Here is a 20,789-nt window from a genome sequence, read left to right as displayed (position 1 = left end):
CGGTCCGGCGATGAATTCGGCCGAAACAGTCTCAGTTCTTCGCCGGCAAGTGCAGTTTCGCCGGCAGATCGACTTTCGCCGGCAAGACGATTTCCCCGGGCACGCTGCCGGTAGTCGTCACTGTATCGGGTTCAGCGGCCTTGTCGTCCAGCATGGCAGCCGCGATCTTGGCGGTCTCCCGGGCCCGGGCGGTGATGGTATGCATTGCCGATTTGCCGGTCTCGCACACGTCCGGCTTGCGCTCGCAGATACCGGCGATGTCGCCGACGGCTTCGCGCGCCGCAAACAGCGCCTGGAGCGGCCCGACGCTTTCGCGGCCCGCATCATCGGCGCCGACACCCAGCGGCAGCGCCAGAAGCACCAGCGAAAACCAGAAAGCAGCTCTTATCAGAAAGCCCATCTGTCTGTCCTTTATGACGGTCATGCCTCCGAACCGCACGACCCTTGTACCGCGATACTGACACAGACGCGCAAAGGACGGCTTGTCCCGAAAGCAACAGTTTTCCTTAAATTTTAGGTAGATTCGAAACGAAGCGTTTTGAAGTTCATTTGCCTCGAACGGCTCAGATTTTATTCAGCAAATGATAACCATCCAACCTATTGTTTTTCGTGGTCATTTTCTTAATCGGCGACAGTTTGATGCCATCGGTCGTAGGTGCAGGCGCGAGCGGTCCGGATAACGCTCCGTTTACTATGGCGGCAATTGCCCCGGTTTTTCTCCGCCGGTATCCCGATATTTGCAGCCTGCCGGGGGACGATCGGCCCAGCCTTATCCATTCCTTAAACGCTGGATGCGAGTTTCGGATCGACAAAAGCCGCCTGCAAAGCAGGGCCGTTCACGACCGGGTGCGTTGAGTTGAGTGCGATCAAGGCCAGATACGCCGAGTTGCCGGGCGCGATAGCCGCCGGTTGCGAACGGATGGTTCATCCGTCCGTGCTCGGCCAGAGCGATCGTCGCCGCCACAGCCGGTTCATTGGCGTCATGCTGGCGGCTCCTTTCTTCAGCGCGGGTGCAGCGGTGACGCTGGTCACGTCGGGCATGGGCGCCGCCTTGACTGTGGCTGCGATTTTTGCGGCGTTTGGCCTTTGCTGGTTCGCCGCCCTGCTGGTGGCGGCATCGGGCAAGATGACCCTGGCCGGCCAACTCGCCTTGGTCGTCGGCAGCGTTGCCCTCGGTGCCCTTATCGCTGCCGCCGGCGGTGTGGCCTCGCCGGTTGCCTTGCTTGCGGTAGCGCTGCCGTTTGAAGCCTGGTGGATCGGCCAGTCGCGCCGTGCCGTGATCTGGGGCGCCATATCGGCCCTGGTCGCAGTCTTGCTGCAGCCTTTCGCCGGTTCGGTCTTGCCGCTCGGCCAGACCGAAATCGCCGCATGGCACTGGCTGGTACCACTGGCCTGGGCACTCACGCTCATTCCGCGTATCGCTCCGCTTCGCGGCGCCGCCAACGCACAGCTCGATCCGGCCGGCAGCCACCGGCTCGAAGACCTCATCGACGCCGTCGTGCTGCGAATCGCGGCGCATGGCGAGGTTCTGGACGTCTCGGCTAAGGCACGCACTATGCTGCGGCTGCCGCCGGAGCTGCTTTTCGGCACCGGACTTTTCGATCGCATCCATCTGTCCGACCGCGTCCCGTATCTCAGTGCGCTGGCCGATATGCGCGATGGCGACCTGTCGACCCGGCTCGACCTTCGCGTAAGGTTGCCGCAGAGCAGCGGCGTGACGGCCGACAATTACCGGCCGTTCTCGCTCGAGATGATGCGCGCGCCGGGGCAGGAGACTGTCTTCACGCTTCTTCTGCGCGAGAACGACGAACTGGCCGGACTGCGCCAGGAGCTTGCCGCTGCCAATGAGGCGGCTGCCTCCGCCGAGGTGGCGAAAGGACGCTTCCTTGCCGTCGTCAGCCATGAGTTGCGCACCCCGCTCAATGCCATCATCGGCTTTTCCGACATGTTGCTGCACGAGATGTTCGGCAGCTTCAAGGATCCGCGCCAGAAGGAATATGTCGGGCTGGTCAGGGATTCTGGCCAGCACCTGCTTGCCGTCGTCACCTCGATACTCGACGTATCACGGATCGAATCGGGCGCTTACGCGACCGAACCGGAACCGTTCCGCTTCCGCGAAGCGGTCGAGATGTGCCAATCGATGATGCGGCTGCAAGCCGAGGCAAAGGCCATCGATCTGCAGGCCCAGATCGCGCCGGACGCAGGCGAAATAAATGCCGACCGTCGCGCCGTGCAGCAGATCCTGATCAATCTCGTCTCTAACGCGATCAAGTTCACGCCCGAAGGCGGCAATGTCGTCATCGGCGCCAAGCGCATCGGCTCGCGGCTGCATTTCTGGGTGCGGGACACCGGCATCGGCATCGCCGAGGAAGACTTCGTCAATCTCGGCAAGCCGTTCATGCAGATCCAGAACGACTATACCCGCCGTTTCGAAGGTACAGGCCTCGGGCTTTCGCTGGTGAAGGGGCTGGTGGCGCTGCACGAGGGCACAATGTCGATCGAAAGCATGCCGGGCGAGGGCACCACGGTGACGATCAGCCTTCCCGTGAGTGGGCCGACAGGGCGTTCGACGGAGAAAACCGGCGTGGTGCCGATGTCCGCAGCCAAAGCCAGAGCGGACGGTGGCAAAGGGGAGAGCAATGGGTCGCTCCGCAAAACAGCCTAAGGCGGTCAAACGCCGCGGCAATGCCTTCGAGCACGGAGCGATGGCGCTGGGCAGCCTGATCTCGCGCAATCCTATTGTGGTCGGCGGCTCGACCGCGTTCCTGGTGACGCTGTTCTACGTCTCGGCGAACGCGCTTTGGTACCAGCCCTTTCCGCATGCCGGCGCGTTTTTCGCCACCAGGAGCATCGAGCGCTTTCCCCGGGCGGACAGCGACGAGCCCGAAACCACCATCAATATCGTGCGTCCGGCCGCTGCGCCGATCAAGAGCGACCCGGTCGTCGAGCAGGTCCAGGGCATATTGAAGGATCTCGATTTCTATTCCGGCACTGTCGACGGCATTCCCGGACCGAATACGCGCAAGGCCATCCAGGCCTATCAGCAGAAGGTCGGATTGAATGCCTCCGGCGAGATCGACAGCGTCCTGCTGGATCAACTGGGCGCCACGCCAAAGACCGCGGCCGTGGTGCCGCATCCGGTGCCGCGGCCGGTCGAAACGGCCGCTGCTCCGGCCGCCATTCCGGTGTCCGCACCGGCAAATGCGACGGCGCCGGATCCCCGCATCGTCAAGATCCAGGCCGGACTGAAAGCGTTCGGCAATGACGACATGCAATTGGATGGCGTCGTAGGCGCGCGCACCAAGGCCGCGATCAAGGAATTCCAAGCGCTGTTCGGCTTGCCGGAGACCGGCGAGCCCGACGAGATCGTCTACGTCAAGATGCGCGAGATCGGCCTGACCAACTGAGGGTCGTGACGGCCGCTCGCCGGTCGCTCGGCAAAGACCGGTTACGGTTTTCCGGCCAATGCTGTAAGGACCGCCGCATGTCCAGGAATACTCCATGCGGGTAACCACCGATCTGTGGGTGTCGGCGCTGTTGCGCCGGGTTTTCAGCGCCGGCGGCTTTGCCGCCGTGGTCAAGCGCGGCGCGACGGAAGCCGGCGCGGTTTTCGTGCTGGCGCGGGGCAGGCAAGGGGAGATGGCGCTGTTCGGGCCGGCGCCGCAGACGAGTTACGATTCAGCCAGGCCGGACGACCGTTTTTTCAGCCTGCTTGGCGAAGGCGACGATGCCGCCATCTTCGACGCGCGGCTGGAGCGCGAGAAGAGATTCGATCCGGATATCTGGGTGGTCGAGATCGAGGCGGGCGCCATTCCCGTCGAGCAGCTTATCTCGGTCAAGGCGTCTTAACGGCAAGCCCTTCAGACGCGACGCGCCTTTGGGGTGGCGGTCATATCGGCGCTGTTCGGCTTGCGCAGGTCGGCATTTGCGGCGACGCGCCCAGGCTTGCGAACGATTTTCGACACGGTCTCGGCCTTCCAGCCGCGGAGCCTGTCCAACGCCGCGTCGCGGTGCAGCAGGCGGTAGCGGTCGAGGAAGATGCGGATCGCCTGCGGGTGCGGAAACTCGGTCGGATAGATGGCGGCCGTGATCAGGAACGCCTTGTCTTCGCTGAGGTCGAGCGCCCGCAAGGCGGCCAGCAGCGGTGTGTAATTGTGGCTCGCGGTGAGCGTCCGCGCCGTTGAAAAATCGACTTCGAGCGCATCGGCGAGCGCTGTCTGGAAGAATGCCGCATTGCCGGTCAGCGCGGTCTCGCGCAGCTTGACATAGGTTTGTGGCTCGACGAACGGACTGATGGAGGCGCCGCTCTCGGCCCGCATCATGGATCGCAACCGGCGGCGTACAGTTTCAGCGGCATCGGAAGCCTCTTGCCTGTTGACCTCGCCCGCAACCACTTCGGCGTTTTCGGACGCGGCTTTGGCGGTTGGTTCCGGCTGCTGCTGCGACCGCACCAGCGTCGGCCTTTCGAGCACTTTGATGAGATCCGCGATCGTTTGATTGAGATCCTTGCGGCGGGCAATGGCACGGGCATGCGGCAGGCCGTGACGTCCGATCAGCGCGATCAGGTCGACGTCGCTAAGGGCGCGCGAGCGGATGAGCAGCGGAGCGGCGATGTCGACCCGCTCCTGGCAAAGCCGCCGCACCAGCGCGGCGGGTGCATATTCGCATTCGGAAAGGGCTGCCGCGACGTAGCGGCGCGATTCGACCGAGACATTCTCGAACAGCGGCAGCGTCAGGTCTTCGAGCTGCGCGATTTCCCGGCGCGAAGGCCGGGTGAGCGAGCAGAACGCCGATACCGCGGCGCGAAACAGCCTTTCGGCCTTTCCCGATTCAGCTCCTGCTGCGATTTGCCTGAAATCCGAAGCTGACACGAAGGATACGCCCGACACTCGACACGATCTGGACAGCGCTCCGCCGGGCTGTACCGGTTTCGCGTTTCCCAAGAACAAAGATCAATTTAGCGGCGATCCGTTAGCGCTCCGTTAACCTACTGCCTTCTTAATCGACTATGGAGGCGTTGCGTTGTGCTCCGGGGCAACCGAGAGGAATACGCGAACCATGGGCATGGTACTGTCTTTCGTGCCGCGAACGGCGGCAACCAATCGAGCACAACAAACCGCGCCGGCGGCAGTGATCATCTTTCCCGGGGTCCGCTACGAACAGCGGCCGCAGACCGGCGAAACGCGGCCGGCCGGCCCTGACAAGCCGGGACCTTCGGGAACATTGCCGGTACCGCATCACTGAGCATCGGAACCGGCTTAAAAATCCTGCAGTTCGCAGGAACTCTGTTCGAGAAACCGCGAGACGATCGGCTTCCAGCTGTCGTCGGGCACGAACGAACGGATGACAAATACGCCTTCCTCTATCGGCGCCTCGACGAAGATGGCCCCTTGCAGTTCCTCGGGAAGATCCTTGCGGACCTCGATCATCTGGGCCGGCGTCAGCACAACGGTGTCGAGCATGCCTGCGGTCGCGCTGTGGTCGTTGAACGAGTAGATGTTGTGGCCGCCGCGGTCATAGACCGATATCGACCAGAACGGCACCTTGCCCGGCGCCTTGACCCGCACCATCCCCTCGGCAAGGTCGAAGCGGCATGCCGCCGCATAAAATAGCGGATCGACCGATTTCACCACCGGCGCGCCGCCGGCTTCCGCGTCGAGCCTGGTCATCTTGTAGAGATCCGAAGCCATGGCCAATCGCGACCAGGCGTCGCGTTCGGAGAACTCGGGGACGAGCAGCAGCACGATGATGTGCACGATGCCGGCGCCGAGCAGGCCGAGCAGCACGGCATGCAGCAGGCTACGCATTGCAGCCGACCTTCTGGATCTGCGGCAGCGTGACGTCCGAGAGACCGGTGCTGCTGGCGATCGGCGTGTCGTAGAACGTAAGCACCAAGTACATCTTGCCGGCGCCGCTGGTCAGCAGCCAGTTGCCGGGCGCAGGGCGGCTGCCGACGGAAATGACCACCGCATTGTCGGCCTGGCGCAGCACTTGATAGGACTGCAGCGCAGCCGGCCTCGGCTTGCCGGTCTCGACCACGGCAAGCGACTGGTCGGCGGCATAAAGCGTCCAGAACCGGGCGGTGGGAAAGCCGCCCGCAATCTTGTAGGCACATTGCCGCCGGAGCTGTTCGCCGCCGGAATCGCGCTCGGCTATGAAGGACAGTCCTTCCGCCTGTCCGAGCGCCAGCACGCCTTCGCGAGCCACGCGGGCCTTCGAATAGGGATCTGCCGTCGGCGTGCCGATGTCGGGAAAGGCGGTCCATTGGCCGATCCTGATGGCGCCGACGCCATCCTGCAGCTTCAGTGCATACCAGACGCTGCCGCCACCGCCGACGACGGCGATGGCAAGCGAAAGCAGTGTCAGGAAGGCGTTCTTGAGCATGAGGAGGCAGGGAACCGAAGGCCGGGACTGAAAGATTGCCGCTCGGGGATATCGCGGCGCAGGGCCTTGTGGCAAGCGGCCCCGCGCAATTGGGCGTCACAGCGCCGAGAGGGTTTCCGGTGCAGCGGGCGCGTCGAGCACGGGTGCCGCCTGGAACAGCTTGGTCAGTTCCTTCAGGGTCTGGGTGGTCCGGCTGGACAGCACCGGCGGACGCTCGGCGGCGGCATCGGCAGCTGCCTGTTCGGCGTTCTTCTTTTCCGCGTCCTCGGCCTTGGCGGCAATTTCGGCATCGACGAAGGGGTGATCGAGGCCGGGGATCGGTCTGAGGTCGATATTCTGGTGCGCATAGACCATCAGGCGCTGCCACACCATGGCCGGCAGCGTGCCGCCGGTCATCTTGTTGGTCGCGGTGAAGTCGTCATTGCCGAGCCAGACGGCGGCCGTGTAGTTGCCGGTAAAGCCGACAAACCAGGCATCGCGGTAGGACTGGGTCGTGCCGGTCTTGCCGGCGACGACGATGTTTGGAAGGGCCGCGCGCCGGGCAGTGCCGATCACCGGCACCGCCGCCAGCATGGTGTTCATGTATTTGAGCGCCTTCTCCGACAGCACCCGATGCGGCGGCGGCGCATCCTTGGCGAAGTCGTAGACCACCTCGCCGGTACGGGTGAAGAGTTGGCTGACGCCGTGCCGGGTTCCGGCAAGGCCGTTCTGGGCAAATACGCTGTAACCCGTCGCCTGGTCCATCACGGTCATGCCCGACGTGCCGAGCACCATGGTCTTGTGTGATTCCAGCGGCGACTCGACGCCCATCGCCTCGGCCATGGCCTTGATCGGCTTGATGCCGAGATAATCCTTGGCCAGCCGCACCGGCACCGTGTTGATCGATTTGGCCATCGCCGTGATCAGCGTGACGTTGCCGGCCGACCCGCCATTGTAATTGTGGGGCGACCAGCTGCCCCAGGAGATGGGCCCGCCGGAAACCACCGAATCCGGCGTGAAGCCATGCTCCATCGCCGTCGCGTAGACATAGGGCTTGAACGAGGAGCCGGTCTGGCGAAGCGCTTTGGTGGCGCGGTTGAACTGGCTGGCGCCGTAGTCGCGGCCGCCGACGATCGCCCTGACCGCGCCATTGGTCTCGATGACGACGATGGCGCCCTCGGTGACGTTGTATTCCTTGCCGAACTGGCGGAGGTGGAACTCCATCGATTCTTCGGCCGCCTTCTGGATGTTGGCGTCGAAGGTGGTGTGGGCGACAAGCGAGTGCGGGCCGCCCTTGGCGGCGATCTTCTTGACCTCGTCGAAGGCCCAGTCGAGGTAGTAGTCGGGGCTCTTCTGCTCGCCGCGGTCGACGATTTCGGCCGGGTGCAATCTTGCCTGCAGCACCTGGCCTTCGGTCATGAAGCCGGAATCGACCAGATTGGACAGCACCACGTTGGCCCGCGCCCGGGCGGCGGGCAGGTTTATGTGCGGCGCATATTTGGTCGGCGCCTTGAACAGGCCGGCCAGCATCGCCGCCTCGGCAAGGTTCAGGTCCTTGACGCTCTTGCCGAAATAGAAATCGGCTGCCGCCTCGATGCCGAAGGTGCCGCCACCCATATAGGCGCGGTCGAGGTAAAGTTGCAGGATTTCCTTCTTCGACAGATTGGCTTCGAGCCACAGCGACAGGAAGGCTTCCTTGATCTTGCGCTCGAATGTCCGCTCATTGGTCAGGAACAGGTTCTTGGCCAGCTGCTGGGTGATGCTCGAGCCGCCCTGGACGACGGAATTTGCCCGCACATTCTCGAATATGGCGCGCGACAGGCCGAGCACATCGATGCCGTAATGGTCGAAGAAACGGCGGTCTTCGGTCGCCAGCACCGCCTTGATGACATGGTCGGGCATCTCGTCGACCGGCACCGAATCGCGCTGGATGATGCCGCGCTGGCCGATCTCGTTGCCGTAGCGGTCGAGGAAGGTGACGGCGAAGTCGCCTTGCGTGCGCCAGTCGCCGGCGGTTATCTGGAAGGCCGGCAAGGCCAGCGCCAAAAGGACGACGATGCCGCCGGCACCGAGCGTAAAGCCTTCACTCAACAGTTCGATCAGGCCGCGGCGCCAGCCGTCGACACGGAAACGCCGCGAGAAGATGGTCGCCGCTTCCCAGAACTGGCGCGCCCTGAAGCCGATTTCGTAGACCGAGGAATCAATCCACGCATCCACCGCCAGCAGCCTTGCGGCGATCGGACCTCTTCTCTTGCGTGGTTCCAAAGGACTGGCCATTCCAGGATCCGGCTGCGGCGATGCCGCCAACTGAGAAACCGCATGCCGGCAATTTCACGGCGGCGCGCCGCTATGACTATTCGTCCATTTTGGCGCTGCCTACAAGGGCGATGAAGGTTCCGCGCTTGCGCGAGGTGCCGAGCATTGGCAGTCGTCACATGGGACGCTTGTCCGCGATCTTTTTCGGGTGCCGGCCTATCATGCCGGCGTTGGCTTTCCTGTGCTTGTCGGCAAGCCTGCGAATGCGATCGAAGCGGCTTTCCTCGGCCACTTCGATTTTCGCCGCTGCCTTTGGCTTCGGGACGAATGCGATCATTGATCGATCTCCTTGCCGATGGTGCGCGCCGGGGAAGATACCCCGGCGGCTGTCTTTCAGGCTTGTTTCCGGCAGTGGCTGGTCAATAGCCGATGCCGCCGGGCGAAGCAGCGGCTTCCTTCGCCGGAACGTCGGTGATCATGGCTTCCGCCGTGATCAGAAGCGCCGCAATGGAGCCCGCGTCCTGCAGCGCCGTCCGTACCACCTTCGCCGGGTCGACGATGCCGGCCTTGATCATGTCGACATAGACCTCGTTCTGGGCATCGAAGCCCTGATTGTGATCCTTGCCCTCGGCGAGCTTGCCGACGACGATCGAACCTTCGACGCCGGAATTCTCGGCGATCTGCCGGATCGGCGCTTCGAGCGCTCTCGACACGATCGAAATGCCCGCTGTCACATCGGCATTGGCTCCGGTCATCCCGTTCAGCACAGCCTTGGCGCGCAGCAACGCGACACCGCCGCCGGGAACGATGCCTTCTTCGACGGCCGCGCGCGTGGCGTTCAGCGCGTCGTCGATGCGGTCCTTCTTTTCCTTGACCTCGGATTCGGTGGCGCCGCCGACGCGGATGACGGCAACGCCGCCCGCCAGCTTGGCGAGACGTTCCTGCAGCTTCTCCTTGTCATAGTCGGAAGTGGTTTCCTCGATCTGCCCCTTGATCTGCTGGACGCGCGCCTGGATGGTGGTCTTCTCGCCGGCGCCGTCGATGATCGTGGTGGTGTCCTTCTCGATCAGCACGCGCTTGGCGCGGCCGAGCATGTCTATGGTGATGTTCTCCAGCTTGATGCCGAGATCCTCGGAAATCATCTGTCCGGCGGTGAGCACGGCGATGTCTTCCAGCATCGCCTTGCGGCGGTCACCGAAGCCAGGCGCCTTGACGGCCGCTACCTTGAGGCCGCCGCGCAGCTTGTTGACGACCAGCGTTGCCAGCGCTTCGCCCTCGACGTCCTCGGAGATGATCAGCAGCGGCCTGCCGCTTTGCACTACGGCTTCGAGGATGGGCAGCAGCGCCTGCAGATTGCCGAGCTTCTTTTCGTGGATGAGCACGTAGGGCTCTTCCAGCTCGACGCGCATCTTCTCGGCATTGGTGACGAAATAGGGCGAGAGATAGCCGCGGTCGAACTGCATGCCTTCGACGACGTCGAGCTCCGTTTCGGCGGTCTTGGCCTCCTCGACGGTGATGACGCCGTCATTGCCGACCTTGTCCATCGCCTTGGCGATCATGGCGCCTACGCTGGTGTCGCCATTGGCGGCAATGGTGCCGACCTGCGCGATTTCACCTGAGGACTTGACCTTCTTGGCGCGCGCCTGAATTTCCTGGACGACGGCGCTGACGGCAAGATCGATGCCGCGCTTGAGGTCCATCGGGTTCATGCCGGCGGCAACGAATTTGGCGCCCTCGCGCAGGATGGAAGCGGCAAGCACCGTGGCGGTGGTGGTGCCGTCGCCGGCAAGGTCGTTGGTCTTCGAGGCCACTTCGCGCACCATCTGCGCGCCCATGTTTTCGAACTTGTCGGAAAGCTCGATTTCCTTTGCCACGGCCACCCCGTCCTTGGTGACGCGCGGCGCGCCGTAGGCCTTGTCGATAATGACGTTGCGGCCTTTGGGGCCGAGCGTCACCTTGACGGCGTTGTTGAGGATTTCGACGCCGCGCAGCATGCGGTCACGCGCGTCGGTGGAGAATTTGATTTCCTTGGCAGACATGATCTTTTCCAGTTCGGTTGTCGTGGCAAGGCGCTTGCAGCGCCTGAATCAAAGCTCGGAGCGTCCTTTGCGCGCGCGCGGGAGGGCGCGCGGCCTTCCAATCAGGCGGCCTTCTTGGCAGCCACGGTCTTGTCGATGATGCCCGTCTCGCTTTTTTCGATGATGCCCATGATATCGGCCTCCTTCATGATCAGAAGGTCCTCGCCGTCTATCTTGACCTCGGTGCCGGACCATTTGCCGAACAGAATGAGGTCGCCGGCCTTGACGTCGAGCGGGATCAGCGCGCCGCTTTCGTCCCGCGCGCCCGGCCCGACAGCGATCACTTCGCCTTCCTGCGGTTTTTCTTTGGCATTGTCGGGGATGATGATGCCGCCCTTGGATTTGGTGTCGCTTTCGGCGCGCCGAATGACGACGCGATCGTGGAGTGGCCGGAATTTCATGGGGACTCTTTCTGGGGCCAGCTTAGGCGGCCGCCCCTCTCTATAGGCGCCCTGGCACTCGATTGATAGGAGCGCCAAAAAATATTCATAGGGCACATGAAATATTGAACGTATTATCTTGCCTGGTTATCCCCTGGTGTTCGGGCCTTGCCGAATATTAATGAAATTGAATTTCTATCTTTGAACACCTATTTTATGGTGAATTCACATTCACGACTTTCGCTGCAAGGGAGATTTTACCGATGGCCGAAGGCAATCAGAACATCATGGAAAAAGCTCAGGCCCGCTTCATGGAAAATCAAAAGAAGACGGCGGAGCGGAACAAAGCAGCTGCCGAATATCTCTCGGAAGCCAAGGCGAGGAGCATCAAAACGGCAAGGCTGAGGGAATTGCGACTGGCCAAGGAAGAGGCGGACCGCGCGGCGGAAGCTCTGAATCCGGTCGCACCAAAGAAGAAGCGGGCGTCACGGGCAGTCAAGAAGGCCGTATCTGCATCGACGGAGGCGAAATCATGAGCCTGACATTTCCCAATCCCAGCCGCAGCTACGACGAGGCAAGCAAACGCATCCGCTTCGTCGGCCATGACGGGATGTTCCAGATTTCCTTCTCTGTCGCAACCGATGCCATCTCCAAGATGCAGCCGGGAACGGCGGCCTCAGAAGCTACCTACCTGGCAGCCTTCGACACGGCTTCCAACTCGATCCACGATGTCGCCAGGAATGCCTATGCCCGCACCCGCAGGAGCATATATGTGCTGACTGCGGCCGATTTTCGCTAGTCCGTCGCGATCCGTCCACAAGACGCTTTCTCAGGGCTTCCGGTCCGCCTTCGCTCGCCGCTTGACGTCGCGACCGTTCAGCCGGTCGACCATCGCGTCCGCATCGCGCGTGTTCAAACTGGCCGTGAGTTGCTGCTTGAGCTCGACCGGCTGGCCGGTGAAGACGTCGAAGACGGTCCAGCTGTGAGGATGTTCCATACGGAGCGCGTAGCGCTTTGCCATCTTGGGTCCTTTCGTTTCCGCCCAATCAATGAATGTCGCTCGATCAGGCCTGGGCGATGAAGAATACTGCCGCCACGACAAGCACCGTCCACAAAACGACGGACAGCTTCAGGGCCAGGCTACCGTACGCCGAGAGCACCTCCCGAGTGTGGTTGACCAGACTCTTGACGGTCATCGACATGGTCGACGCCGCAATCGCGACCGGCGGCGCCTTGGCCCCAAGCTTTCCGAAGACAGGCAGCAGCGACGGCTCGCGCACGAAAAACGACCTCGAATGTCTGGAAACCAGACATCGTCATAGCATCCTTTTTTCGAACTCCTGCATGCCAAATGACTTCGCGCAGGTTGGCATCACCCTCAAGGGTCCGTGGCGCGGACGGCCGGGGGCGTCGCGCATTCCAGGAGCAGGGCTTATTGCCGAGATCATGAAGGTTCATAATCCGCATGAGACGCGCTGATTCGCGCTTTGGCGGGATGCCTTCATGCAACGCAGCTACGCAGCCGGGAGGTCGACGCGACGGACGAAGGGAAAGACGATGACCGCGCCGGCCGTCGAATTGCAGAAGGCCATATTCGAGGCAGTGAATGACGATCCCGATTTATCGGCGGCACTGGGCGACGCACGATTGTTCGACCGTGCGCCGGAAAATGTTGCGTTCCCCCACATGACCTTCGGCCGCACCAGCGTCTACGATTGGGCAACGGGAATGGAGAACGACGCAGAACAGTTGCTGACGTTGCATGTCTGGTCGAAATCAGAGGCCAGCAAGGAAACCAATGACATCATGGACCTTGTTAGCACCCGCCTGCGCGATACGGCTCTCTCGCTCGGCGAACATCGCCGCGCCTACCTCAAGCTCGAATTCGCCGAAGCCCGCTACGACGAGGACCTTTCGGCCCATCACGGGCTGCTGCGCTTCCGCGCCGTGATCAAGGACGAGGGCTGACCACCGGGCATTTTTACAAATCCGGCAATTTTGTTCTTGCTTTGTGCCGGCAGCTATGCTACTAATTCGCCTATGGTGCTGATGGCGCCAGCGACCCGCCGCAGAGGCGGTTTTTTATTTCCGGTCGGTTCGCCTGAATCTGCCTTCGGTTGCCGGATCGATTGTCGAAGTCGGGGCAAACCTGAAGCGATTGCCTTTCACTGCCAAACGATGCCCGGTTGTCGGCGAAGGATCGGAGGGCTAGGTTAAAAATTGGCAATTTCGCGGGATGGGGCGGCGAAATGGCAATCCAGTAATCTCGCGCTTCAGGGGTGTGGCGGGCATGCATTCGAGCGTTCACCGTTCATATGACGTTCAGCACCGGCGCGTTAGAACGCTGACCATGAAAACCCTTCGCTCCCACTTCCGGACCGCGGCACTGGCGCTGTCAGCCGCCGGTCTGCTTGCGTCGCAGGCGATGGCGATCCCCGTTGTCGTGCCCGAGCAGCCCCAACCGGTCGTCCTCGCCGCCTCCGACTGCTATGCGATCGGCCAGCAGGTGGCCGAGCAGAATGGCGGCACCTTGGCCAAGGCCTCGCAGTCGACACGCGGCGGCCAGCCGGTCTGCGTCATCGTCGTGCTGGTTCCGGGCAAGGAAGGGCAGCGTCCGCGTCGCTCGGAGATCGTCGTTCCGCTGAACTGAACCGTGCCGTTTCCCAGTCTGCCGGAATCGGCCTATATCTGAACAGCTTCAACAGGCCTTCCGCATGCGCGTACTCGTCGTCGAAGATGACAAGGATCTCAACCGGCAGATCGGCGACGCGCTGGTCGATGCCGGCTATGTCGTCGACCGCGCCTTCGACGGCGAGGAAGGGCACTTTCTCGGCGACACCGAGCCCTACGATGCCGTGGTGCTCGACATCGGCCTGCCGCAGATGGACGGCATCAGCGTGGTCGAGCGATGGCGGCGCGGCGGCCGCAAGATGCCGGTGCTGATCCTGACGGCACGCGACCGCTGGAGCGACAAGGTTGCCGGCATCGACGCCGGCGCCGACGACTACGTCACCAAACCCTTCCACATCGAGGAAATTCTGGCCAGGGTGCGGGCCTTGATCCGGCGTGCTGCCGGGCACGCTTCGTCCGAACTGACCTGCGGGCCGCTCCGCCTCGACACCAAGGCCTCCAAGGCCGACGTCGACGGCGTGCCGCTGAAGCTGACCTCGCACGAATTCCGCTTGCTTGCCTATTTGATGCACCACATGGGCGAGGTGGTGTCCCGGACCGAGCTGGTCGAGCATCTCTACGACCAGGATTTCGACCGCGATTCCAACACGATCGAGGTCTTTGTCGGACGGCTTCGCAAGAAGATGGGCATCGACATGATCGAAACTGTTCGCGGCATGGGCTACCGCATGCGTAAGCCGGAGGCGTAACGCGGAACCGCTGCCTACAAAACCCGCCGTCTCGAACACGCCGTCGCTGCGGTCATGGCCGCGTTCGGTGGCGTTTCGCGTCATCGCCTTTTCCACCGTCTGGGCGATCCTCACTCTGGTCGTCATCTTCACCTTGATCACCACGCTCTATCGCCAGGCCAGCGAGCGCGGTTTCGACAGCCTGCTTTCGGCGCATCTGTTCAACCTGATCGGCTCGGTCGGCGTTTCTGAAAGCGGCCAATTGACCGGCGCCCCCGACCTTGGTGATTTGAGGTTCTCGGAACCGAATTCCGGCTGGTACTGGTCGGTCGAGCCTGCCTCGGAAGGCGTGCACGGCGATCTCCATTCGTCGTCGATGACCAAGGCGATCCCGTCGCCAAGCGTTGCCGAGGTGCCCTTCAATGCCAGCTTCCAGCGCAGCTATTCAGCGGACGGCATCGAAGGCGAGCAGTTGGAGGTGTTCGAGAGCGAGTTCGTGCTCGATGCGAAAAACCGCGCCGCGCGCTTCCGCGTCATGGGCAACCAGACCGAGCTCGAGCAGGAAATCGCCACCTTCCAGCGGCGCCTTTTGACCTATCTGTCGCTGTTCGGCGTCGGCATGATCGCCATCAATGCGATTGCCATCCTGCTCGGCCTGCAGCCGCTGCGCCGGGTCAGGAATGCGCTTGCCATGGTGCGCGAAGGAACCGCGCAGCGCCTAGACGGCCGTTTCCCGGCCGAGATAGAGCCGCTCGCCAACGAGACCAATGCGCTGATCGAGAACAACAGGCGTATCGTCGAGCGGTCGCGCACGCAGGTCGGCAACCTCGCGCACTCGCTGAAGACGCCGCTTGCCGTGCTGCTCAACGAGGGACGGGCGCTGGGTGGCGCCAAGGGCCAGCTGATCGCCGAGCAGGCCGCTTCCATGCAAAAGCAAGTGGACCATTATCTGCAACGTGCCCGCGTCGCCGCGCAGCGCGACAGCGTCGTCTACCGTACGCCGGTGGCGCCGCTGGTCCAGCGCATGGTTCGGGTGCTGCAAAAGCTCAACCCGCAGACGGCGCTGTCGCTGTCGCTGCCGGCCACCGACATCGTCTTTGCCGGCGAACGCGAGGACCTGGAGGAGCTGCTCGGCAATCTGCTCGACAATGCGATGAAATGGGCAAGGAGCGCGGTCGCCGTTTCGGTCAAGCCAATCTCCAGCAAAGGTGGCGCTGGCACGGAAGGCGCAGCCAACCTGTTCGAGATCAGCATCGAGGATGACGGCCCCGGCATTCCCGACGACAAGGCGCGCGAGGTGTTGCAGCGCGGCCGGCGGCTCGACGAGACAAAACCGGGCAGCGGGCTCGGACTTGCCATTGTCGCCGACCTTGTCAACGAGTATGGAGGCTCTCTGGCGCTGGAACGATCCATCATGGGTGGATTGAAGGCGATGGTTCGATTGCGGAGCCTTCAGTAATGCTTTTCCAGATTGCTTTTCCAGGTGGCTGGCTGCGGCCAAATTTCCGACAAACATCGACATTATGGCCGCGCCAGCTGCTGACAGCGCGGCGGTCCAGCTCAAGAAAGCCGGTATTGGCATGAAGATTCGCGTCGCGCTCGTTTCCGCCCTGCTCGCCGTCTCCGGCTGCACGACGCTCGGCAAGGGCCCGGCCGTTACGGTGACGCCGGCCGCGACGCCCCCCAGCGGCGCCAAGGTGGCGACGACGATCATCTCCGCCATGGGCGGCGGCCTCGTCGGCGGTTCTATCGGCGCCGGCCTGAGCGAGACCGAGAAGCGCAGCGCGCTCGAGGCGGAATACAAGGCGCTTGAATACACGGCGAGCGGCCAGAAAGTGGCTTGGAAGAGCGACAGTTCGGCCCATCGCGGCGAAGTGGTCGCCGCCCAGCCCTATCGCGTCGGCTCGCAGGACTGCCGGCAATACACCCATACGGTGTTTACCGGCACCGCCGGCGCCACCGCGCGCGGAACCGCCTGCCGCAATGCCGACGGCAGCTGGACGCCGCTGACGTAGCGCAATTCCAGGAAAAGTGTGAAACGGTTTTCCGTCCGGAATTGCGCAAAAACAAAGACGCCCGGCCGTCGATCCGCCGATACCGGTCCGGCACTAAAGCGCGTCGCGTTCGACCGGCGTCATGCGACGCGCTATAGGTTCTTGTTTTGATGCATGGTCGTTATCGCAAAACCGCTGCACACTTTTGCGCGACATGCATTATCGATCGGAGCGGCCCCGCCAAAGCGTCGCAGCACGCTTGTGTTGGCAGGGCAAGGGTCTCGTTCTATTGGAAGAGCCATGCTGTTTTGGGTCATAGCCGCACTCCTGACGCTGGGCGCAAGCTTGGCGGTGCTGCTGCCGTTGGCCGGCGGATCGAAGAACGCGTCCGCTGCCGGCGATCACGACCTTGAAGTCTATCGCGACCAGCTGGCCGAGCTTGACCGCGATATGGCGCGTGGCCTGATCCGGCCAATGGAGGCCGAAGAGGCACGCGCCGAAATCGCCCGCCGCATCCTTCGCCTGAGCAATGCCGGCCACGCCGCCGAGACGGCGACGCAGCCGTCGCGGTCGACAAGGCTGGTGGCGACGGCGGCCGTGCTGCTGGTTCCGCTGGTCAGCTGGGGCCTCTATGGCCAGCTCGGCTCACCCGACCTGCCGTCGCAGCCGCTCAGCGAACGCCTGGCCAAGAACCCCGCCGACAGCTCGGTCGACGAGCTGATAGCCCGCGCCGAGGCGCACCTGGCGGCCAACCCATCCGATGGCCGCGGCTGGGACGTGCTGGCGCCGGTCTATCTGCGCATGCAGCGATACGCCGATGCGGTGACCGCCTATCGCAACGCCATCCGCCTCGACGGCGACAGCGCCGCCCGCCAGGCGGGTCTTGGCGAGGCGATCGCCAATGCGGCCGGCGGCATTGTCTCCGCCGAAGCGCAGGCGGCTTTCGAGGCGGCGTTGAAGCTCGATCCGGCCAATCCGAAGGCCGCGTTCTATCTCGCCATGGGCATGGCACAGGAAGGCCGCATAGCTGAAGCCACGGCGGCCTGGCAAAAGATGCTTGCCGCCTTGCCGCAGGGCTCGCCGTGGCGCGGCGCCGTCGAGCAGGCGCTGGCCGAATCCGCCGCCCGCAGCGTCGCTTCGGAGGCGCCCGCCAAAGGGCCGACCGCCGAGGATATCGATGCTGCCTCCTCGATGTCGCCGCAGGACCGGCAAGCCATGATCAGCACCATGGTTGCCGGCCTCGACGAAAGGCTTCGGCAAAATCCGCGCGACGAGGAAGGGTGGATGCAGCTCGTTCGTTCCTATGCCGTACTGGGCAAGACAGATCAGGCGCGTGACGCGCTCAATCGCGGTATCGCCGTCTTTGGCGCGGACAGTGACCAGGCCAGGAAATTCACCGCCTTTGCCGCCTCGCTTGGCGTGACGGCGACGGAGTAGACGATGACGCGCAAGCAGAAACGACTGTCGGTGATCGCAGCGGGGCTGGGGTTTCTCGGTGTTGCCACGGGGCTGACCTTCTATGCGCTTGGCCAGAAGGCCTCCTATTTCTACATGCCGGCCGATCTGGCCACCGCCAGCCTTCAGCCGGGCCAGCGCATAAGGCTCGGCGGTCTTGTCGAAAAAGGCACGGTCGAGCGTGGCCAAGGCGCCACCGTCGCCTTTTCGGTGACCGACAACCAGAAGGACGTCAAGGTCACCTATACCGGCATTCTTCCCGACCTCTTCCGGGAAGGACAGGGCGTGATCACCGAAGGCTCGTTTGGCCCTGACGGAATCTTTGTCGCCGACAGCGTGCTGGCCAAGCATGACGAGACCTATATGCCCAAGGAAGTGGCCGACGGCCTCAAGGCCAAGGGCGTATGGCAGGAGAGCAAGAGTGACTAGCGGGTGCGGTGACAATGGTTGAAACCGGACATTTCGCCCTGGTCCTGGCGTTTGCGCTGGCCCTGGTGCAGACGATGGTGCCGCTGTTCGGTGCGCGCACCGGCAACCACAAGATGATGGCCGTCGGCGCACCGGCCGCGCTGACCGGCTTTGCCTTGACGGCGCTGTCTTTCGTGGCGCTGGCAACCGCCTACGCCGGCTCCGACTTCTCGGTTGAGAGCGTCTGGGAGAACTCGCATTCGCTGCAGCCGCTGATCTACAAGATCACCGGAACCTGGGGCAATCACGAAGGTTCGATGCTGCTCTGGGTGCTGATCCTGACCTTCTTCGGCGCGCTCGTCGCCGTCTTCGGCGGCAATCTTCCGGCGACGCTCCGGGCCAATGTGCTTGCCGTGCAGGGAGCGATCGGCGCCACTTTCTTCCTGTTCATCCTGACGACGTCGAACCCGTTCGTCAGGCTCAATCCGGCGCCTATCGAGGGCCGCGATCTCAACCCGATCCTGCAGGACCTCGGCCTCGCCATCCATCCGCCGCTGCTTTATCTCGGCTATGTCGGTTTCTCGATCTGCTTTTCCTTCTCTGTCGCTGCCCTCATCGAGGGCCGCATTGACGCTTCGTGGGCGCGCTGGGTAAGGCCGTGGACATTGGTTGCCTGGATGTTCCTCACCGGCGGCATCGCCATGGGCTCCTACTGGGCCTATTACGAGCTCGGCTGGGGCGGCTTCTGGTTCTGGGATCCGGTCGAGAACGCATCCTTCATGCCGTGGCTGGCGGGCACGGCGCTGCTGCATTCGGCGATCGTCATGGAAAAGCGCTCGGCGCTGAAGATCTGGACGCTGCTTCTGGCGATCCTGACCTTCTCGCTGTCGCTGCTCGGCACCTTCCTGGTGCGTTCCGGCGTGCTGACCTCGGTGCACGCATTCGCCACCGATCCGACGCGTGGCGTGTTCATTCTCTGCATCCTGACGCTGTTCATCGGCGGCTCGCTGGCGCTGTTTGCCTTGCGCGCCTCCCGGCTGACGGCCGGCGGCCTGTTTCACCCGATCTCGCGCGAAGGCGCGCTGGTCCTGAACAATCTGTTCCTGACCACCGCCACCGCCACCGTGCTGGTCGGCACGCTCTACCCGCTCGTCGTCGAAGCCCTATCTGCCGACAAGATTTCGGTCGGCGCGCCGTTCTTCAACCTGACATTCGGCCCGCTGATGGTGCCGCTCTTGGTCGTCGTGCCGTTCGGGCCGCTACTCGCCTGGAAGCGCGGCGACATTTTCGCGGTCGCCCAGCGCCTGATGGCGGCTTTCGCGGCGGCGCTGCTCGCGGTGCTGGTGACGGCCCTGTTCATCGATGGCGCTTCGGTGTTGGCGGCACTCGGTGTCGGCCTTGCCTTCTGGCTGATCTGCGGCGCGCTCACCGATCTCGCCGTCAAATCCGGCTTCGGCACCGTCGCGCCCGCCACCATGCTCAGGCGCTTCGCCTGCCTGCCGCGCTCGGTCTTCGGCACAGCGCTTGCGCATCTCGGCCTCGGGCTGACAACGCTCGGCATTGTCGGCACGCTTTGCTTCGGGACCGAAAAAATCCTGTCGATGCATGCCGGCGAGACCGTCGAACTGTCCGGCCACAAGCTGCGCTTCGAGGGGCTCTACCCGGCCCAGGGGCCGAACTACAGTGAGGATCGCGGCCGCTTCGCCCTGCTTGGCGCCGACGGTAGCGTCGCAGGCGAGATCACCTCGGCCAAGCGCTCATATCCGGTGCGCCAGATGACCACAACCGAATCCGGCATCAGGACGATCGGCTTCAGCCAGCTCTATCTTTCGCTTGGCGACGAGGGCAGCGATGGCTCTGTGGTCGTTCGTCTGTGGTGGAAGCCGCTGGTGACGCTGATCTGGGGCGGCGCACTGGTGATGATGGCGGGCGCGGCGATGTCGCTGCTCGACCGCCGCCTGCGCGTCGGCGCACCGTCGCGCCGCAAGGCTGCGGCCGGCGTGCCATCGGCGAGCCCGCAATGAAAAGGGTCACGCTGGCCTCGCTGGTCCTGCTGCTGGCGCTGTTGTTCGCCGGCGCCGCGCAGGCGGTCAAGCCCGACGAGGTGCTCGCCGACCCGGCACTCGAGGCGAGGGCGCGCGCTTTGTCGGAAGGCCTGCGCTGCATGGTCTGCCAGAACCAGTCGATCGACGAGTCCGATGCCGACCTCGCCCGCGACCTGCGCATCCTTGTGCGCCAGCGCCTCGTCGCCGGCGATACCGACCGGCAGGTGATGGACTATGTCGTTTCGCGCTACGGCGAATTCGTGCTGCTGAAGCCACGCTTCAATCTGCGCAATGTTTTGCTCTGGGGGACGCCAGTTCTTCTGCTGCTCGTTGGCGGGACATTCATCCTGCTGGCCGCCCGCTCGCGCCGTTCGACGGTGACCGCTGCATTAACTGCCGAGGAACAGGCGGCGCTGGACAAGATGCTCCGCCGCGATTGATCGATACATTA

At 63.4% G+C, this 20,789-nt stretch carries 26 protein-coding genes; 16 read left to right on the top strand and 10 right to left on the bottom strand.

The annotated features are described in order from the left end of the window. Positions 1-31: 31 nt before the first annotated feature. Positions 32-400: a DUF5330 domain-containing protein gene (locus tag NKH60_RS06840; RefSeq protein ID WP_352771680.1), complete on the bottom strand. Its 369-nt coding sequence runs from the start codon at positions 398-400 to the stop codon at positions 32-34. A gap of 519 nt (positions 401-919) precedes the next feature. Between NKH60_RS06840 and NKH60_RS06835 the strand changes: the two genes are divergently transcribed. The 3 genes from NKH60_RS06835 to NKH60_RS06825 all read left to right on the top strand — a co-directional run bounded on the left by NKH60_RS06835 (position 920) and on the right by NKH60_RS06825 (position 3,849). Next, entirely contained in the window at positions 920-2,665 is a 1,746-nt protein-coding gene (locus tag NKH60_RS06835; RefSeq protein ID WP_352871634.1) for an ATP-binding protein, read from the top strand. Then, a complete protein-coding gene (locus NKH60_RS06830) occupies positions 2,640-3,407 on the top strand; it encodes a peptidoglycan-binding domain-containing protein (protein WP_352833144.1) in 768 nt (255 codons plus the stop codon). Before NKH60_RS06835 ends, NKH60_RS06830 begins: the two co-directional genes overlap by 26 nt. Positions 3,408-3,501: 94 nt before the next feature. Then, positions 3,502-3,849, top strand: coding sequence for a DUF1491 family protein (locus NKH60_RS06825; RefSeq protein ID WP_352833147.1), 348 nt, complete (start codon positions 3,502-3,504; stop codon positions 3,847-3,849). A gap of 11 nt (positions 3,850-3,860) precedes the next feature. Here NKH60_RS06825 and NKH60_RS06820 read toward each other — a convergent pair whose 3' ends face one another. Continuing rightward, positions 3,861-4,871, bottom strand: coding sequence for a DUF2336 domain-containing protein (locus tag NKH60_RS06820; RefSeq protein WP_352833150.1), 1,011 nt, complete (start codon positions 4,869-4,871; stop codon positions 3,861-3,863). 187 nt (positions 4,872-5,058) lie between these two features. Between NKH60_RS06820 and NKH60_RS06815 the strand changes: the two genes are divergently transcribed. Continuing rightward, complete coding sequence (locus NKH60_RS06815) at positions 5,059-5,244, top strand: hypothetical protein (protein WP_352540743.1); 186 nt, start codon at positions 5,059-5,061, stop codon at positions 5,242-5,244. A 14-nt stretch (positions 5,245-5,258) separates the two neighbouring features. On the opposite strand, the gene NKH60_RS06810 is transcribed toward NKH60_RS06815, so the two are convergent. The 6 genes from NKH60_RS06810 to NKH60_RS06785 all read right to left on the bottom strand — a co-directional run bounded on the left by NKH60_RS06810 (position 5,259) and on the right by NKH60_RS06785 (position 11,098). After that, a complete protein-coding gene (locus NKH60_RS06810; protein WP_352471000.1) occupies positions 5,259-5,807 on the bottom strand; it encodes a DUF1254 domain-containing protein in 549 nt (182 codons plus the stop codon). Then, complete coding sequence (locus NKH60_RS06805; RefSeq protein ID WP_352770659.1) at positions 5,800-6,384, bottom strand: DUF1214 domain-containing protein; 585 nt, start codon at positions 6,382-6,384, stop codon at positions 5,800-5,802. The genes NKH60_RS06810 and NKH60_RS06805 overlap by 8 nt, the downstream gene beginning before the upstream one ends. Before the next feature lie 96 nt (positions 6,385-6,480). Further along, the gene (locus NKH60_RS06800) at positions 6,481-8,640 is read right to left on the bottom strand and encodes a transglycosylase domain-containing protein (protein ID WP_352871565.1); all 2,160 of its coding nucleotides are present in this window, start codon (positions 8,638-8,640) and stop codon (positions 6,481-6,483) included. 154 nt (positions 8,641-8,794) lie between these two features. Then, positions 8,795-8,956 carry a hypothetical protein gene (locus tag NKH60_RS06795; protein ID WP_352871563.1) on the bottom strand — a complete coding sequence of 54 codons (162 nt, stop codon included), beginning with the start codon at positions 8,954-8,956 and terminating at the stop codon, positions 8,795-8,797. 82 nt (positions 8,957-9,038) lie between these two features. Continuing rightward, positions 9,039-10,658: a chaperonin GroEL gene (gene groL, locus NKH60_RS06790; RefSeq protein ID WP_352871561.1), complete on the bottom strand. Its 1,620-nt coding sequence runs from the start codon at positions 10,656-10,658 to the stop codon at positions 9,039-9,041. A gap of 101 nt (positions 10,659-10,759) precedes the next feature. After that, on the bottom strand, positions 10,760-11,098 hold the full coding sequence (locus tag NKH60_RS06785) for a co-chaperone GroES (RefSeq protein ID WP_352471004.1): 339 nt from the start codon (positions 11,096-11,098) through the stop codon (positions 10,760-10,762). Between the two features lie 242 nt (positions 11,099-11,340). Here NKH60_RS06785 and NKH60_RS06780 point away from each other — a divergent pair, with 242 nt between their 5' ends. Next, positions 11,341-11,613 (top strand): hypothetical protein, encoded by a 273-nt coding sequence (locus tag NKH60_RS06780; protein WP_352871559.1) that lies wholly within the window; start codon positions 11,341-11,343, stop codon positions 11,611-11,613. Beyond that, positions 11,610-11,876 carry a DUF1488 family protein gene (locus NKH60_RS06775; protein ID WP_254819951.1) on the top strand — a complete coding sequence of 89 codons (267 nt, stop codon included), beginning with the start codon at positions 11,610-11,612 and terminating at the stop codon, positions 11,874-11,876. The genes NKH60_RS06780 and NKH60_RS06775 overlap by 4 nt, the downstream gene beginning before the upstream one ends. 30 nt (positions 11,877-11,906) lie before the next feature. Here NKH60_RS06775 and NKH60_RS06770 read toward each other — a convergent pair whose 3' ends face one another. Both NKH60_RS06770 and NKH60_RS06765 read right to left on the bottom strand, forming a co-directional pair. Beyond that, positions 11,907-12,098 carry a hypothetical protein gene (locus NKH60_RS06770; protein WP_352501784.1) on the bottom strand — a complete coding sequence of 64 codons (192 nt, stop codon included), beginning with the start codon at positions 12,096-12,098 and terminating at the stop codon, positions 11,907-11,909. A 43-nt stretch (positions 12,099-12,141) separates the two neighbouring features. Beyond that, complete coding sequence (locus NKH60_RS06765) at positions 12,142-12,273, bottom strand: hypothetical protein (RefSeq protein ID WP_352871557.1); 132 nt, start codon at positions 12,271-12,273, stop codon at positions 12,142-12,144. On the opposite strand from NKH60_RS06765, the gene NKH60_RS06760 reads away from it, so the two are divergent. The 10 genes from NKH60_RS06760 to NKH60_RS06715 all read left to right on the top strand — a co-directional run bounded on the left by NKH60_RS06760 (position 12,263) and on the right by NKH60_RS06715 (position 20,778). Further along, positions 12,263-12,556, top strand: coding sequence for a hypothetical protein (locus tag NKH60_RS06760; RefSeq protein ID WP_352871555.1), 294 nt, complete (start codon positions 12,263-12,265; stop codon positions 12,554-12,556). The two genes, NKH60_RS06765 and NKH60_RS06760, sit on opposite strands and share 11 nt — an antisense overlap. A gap of 78 nt (positions 12,557-12,634) precedes the next feature. After that, complete coding sequence (locus NKH60_RS06755) at positions 12,635-13,045, top strand: DUF3168 domain-containing protein (protein WP_352471008.1); 411 nt, start codon at positions 12,635-12,637, stop codon at positions 13,043-13,045. Between the two features lie 382 nt (positions 13,046-13,427). Further along, positions 13,428-13,727, top strand: coding sequence for a hypothetical protein (locus tag NKH60_RS06750; RefSeq protein ID WP_352471009.1), 300 nt, complete (start codon positions 13,428-13,430; stop codon positions 13,725-13,727). Positions 13,728-13,791: 64 nt separating this feature from the next. Then, positions 13,792-14,457 carry a response regulator transcription factor gene (locus tag NKH60_RS06745; RefSeq protein ID WP_023718390.1) on the top strand — a complete coding sequence of 222 codons (666 nt, stop codon included), beginning with the start codon at positions 13,792-13,794 and terminating at the stop codon, positions 14,455-14,457. A 10-nt stretch (positions 14,458-14,467) separates the two neighbouring features. Beyond that, positions 14,468-15,895, top strand: coding sequence for an ATP-binding protein (locus NKH60_RS06740; protein WP_352471109.1), 1,428 nt, complete (start codon positions 14,468-14,470; stop codon positions 15,893-15,895). A gap of 121 nt (positions 15,896-16,016) precedes the next feature. Further along, the gene (locus NKH60_RS06735; protein WP_023677823.1) at positions 16,017-16,451 is read left to right on the top strand and encodes an RT0821/Lpp0805 family surface protein; all 435 of its coding nucleotides are present in this window, start codon (positions 16,017-16,019) and stop codon (positions 16,449-16,451) included. Between the two features lie 279 nt (positions 16,452-16,730). Continuing rightward, positions 16,731-17,867 carry a c-type cytochrome biogenesis protein CcmI gene (gene ccmI, locus NKH60_RS06730; RefSeq protein ID WP_352871552.1) on the top strand — a complete coding sequence of 379 codons (1,137 nt, stop codon included), beginning with the start codon at positions 16,731-16,733 and terminating at the stop codon, positions 17,865-17,867. Between the two features lie 3 nt (positions 17,868-17,870). Continuing rightward, positions 17,871-18,314: a cytochrome c maturation protein CcmE gene (gene ccmE / locus NKH60_RS06725; protein WP_352471012.1), complete on the top strand. Its 444-nt coding sequence runs from the start codon at positions 17,871-17,873 to the stop codon at positions 18,312-18,314. Between the two features lie 14 nt (positions 18,315-18,328). Then, positions 18,329-20,317, top strand: coding sequence for a heme lyase CcmF/NrfE family subunit (locus NKH60_RS06720; RefSeq protein ID WP_352871550.1), 1,989 nt, complete (start codon positions 18,329-18,331; stop codon positions 20,315-20,317). Next, complete coding sequence (locus NKH60_RS06715) at positions 20,314-20,778, top strand: cytochrome c-type biogenesis protein (protein WP_084641257.1); 465 nt, start codon at positions 20,314-20,316, stop codon at positions 20,776-20,778. Before NKH60_RS06720 ends, NKH60_RS06715 begins: the two co-directional genes overlap by 4 nt. Positions 20,779-20,789: the final 11 nt, after the last annotated feature.

It is taken from the genome of Mesorhizobium sp. M1006 (assembly GCF_040318825.1).
In the GTDB taxonomy this organism is placed as follows: domain Bacteria; phylum Pseudomonadota; class Alphaproteobacteria; order Rhizobiales; family Rhizobiaceae; genus Mesorhizobium.
Note: the sequence above shows the minus strand (reverse complement) of the source record. Positions and strands in the feature narration are given on the sequence as shown.

Coding starts and splice junctions, on each gene's coding strand:
- NKH60_RS06840 (WP_352771680.1), bottom strand. CDS start 400: ATGGGCTTTCTGATAAGAGCTGCTTTCTGGTTTTCGCTGGTGCTTCTG.
- NKH60_RS06835 (WP_352871634.1), top strand. CDS start 920: ATGGTTCATCCGTCCGTGCTCGGCCAGAGCGATCGTCGCCGCCACAGC.
- NKH60_RS06830 (WP_352833144.1), top strand. CDS start 2,640: ATGGGTCGCTCCGCAAAACAGCCTAAGGCGGTCAAACGCCGCGGCAAT.
- NKH60_RS06825 (WP_352833147.1), top strand. CDS start 3,502: ATGCGGGTAACCACCGATCTGTGGGTGTCGGCGCTGTTGCGCCGGGTT.
- NKH60_RS06815 (WP_352540743.1), top strand. CDS start 5,059: ATGGGCATGGTACTGTCTTTCGTGCCGCGAACGGCGGCAACCAATCGA.
- NKH60_RS06810 (WP_352471000.1), bottom strand. CDS start 5,807: ATGCGTAGCCTGCTGCATGCCGTGCTGCTCGGCCTGCTCGGCGCCGGC.
- NKH60_RS06805 (WP_352770659.1), bottom strand. CDS start 6,384: ATGCTCAAGAACGCCTTCCTGACACTGCTTTCGCTTGCCATCGCCGTC.
- NKH60_RS06800 (WP_352871565.1), bottom strand. CDS start 8,640: ATGGCCAGTCCTTTGGAACCACGCAAGAGAAGAGGTCCGATCGCCGCA.
- NKH60_RS06795 (WP_352871563.1), bottom strand. CDS start 8,956: ATGATCGCATTCGTCCCGAAGCCAAAGGCAGCGGCGAAAATCGAAGTG.
- groL (WP_352871561.1), bottom strand. CDS start 10,658: ATGTCTGCCAAGGAAATCAAATTCTCCACCGACGCGCGTGACCGCATG.
- NKH60_RS06785 (WP_352471004.1), bottom strand. CDS start 11,098: ATGAAATTCCGGCCACTCCACGATCGCGTCGTCATTCGGCGCGCCGAA.
- NKH60_RS06780 (WP_352871559.1), top strand. CDS start 11,341: ATGGCCGAAGGCAATCAGAACATCATGGAAAAAGCTCAGGCCCGCTTC.
- NKH60_RS06775 (WP_254819951.1), top strand. CDS start 11,610: ATGAGCCTGACATTTCCCAATCCCAGCCGCAGCTACGACGAGGCAAGC.
- NKH60_RS06770 (WP_352501784.1), bottom strand. CDS start 12,098: ATGGCAAAGCGCTACGCGCTCCGTATGGAACATCCTCACAGCTGGACC.
- NKH60_RS06765 (WP_352871557.1), bottom strand. CDS start 12,273: ATGACCGTCAAGAGTCTGGTCAACCACACTCGGGAGGTGCTCTCGGCG.
- NKH60_RS06755 (WP_352471008.1), top strand. CDS start 12,635: ATGACCGCGCCGGCCGTCGAATTGCAGAAGGCCATATTCGAGGCAGTG.
- NKH60_RS06750 (WP_352471009.1), top strand. CDS start 13,428: ATGAAAACCCTTCGCTCCCACTTCCGGACCGCGGCACTGGCGCTGTCA.
- NKH60_RS06745 (WP_023718390.1), top strand. CDS start 13,792: ATGCGCGTACTCGTCGTCGAAGATGACAAGGATCTCAACCGGCAGATC.
- NKH60_RS06735 (WP_023677823.1), top strand. CDS start 16,017: ATGAAGATTCGCGTCGCGCTCGTTTCCGCCCTGCTCGCCGTCTCCGGC.
- ccmI (WP_352871552.1), top strand. CDS start 16,731: ATGCTGTTTTGGGTCATAGCCGCACTCCTGACGCTGGGCGCAAGCTTG.
- ccmE (WP_352471012.1), top strand. CDS start 17,871: ATGACGCGCAAGCAGAAACGACTGTCGGTGATCGCAGCGGGGCTGGGG.
- NKH60_RS06720 (WP_352871550.1), top strand. CDS start 18,329: ATGGTTGAAACCGGACATTTCGCCCTGGTCCTGGCGTTTGCGCTGGCC.
- NKH60_RS06715 (WP_084641257.1), top strand. CDS start 20,314: ATGAAAAGGGTCACGCTGGCCTCGCTGGTCCTGCTGCTGGCGCTGTTG.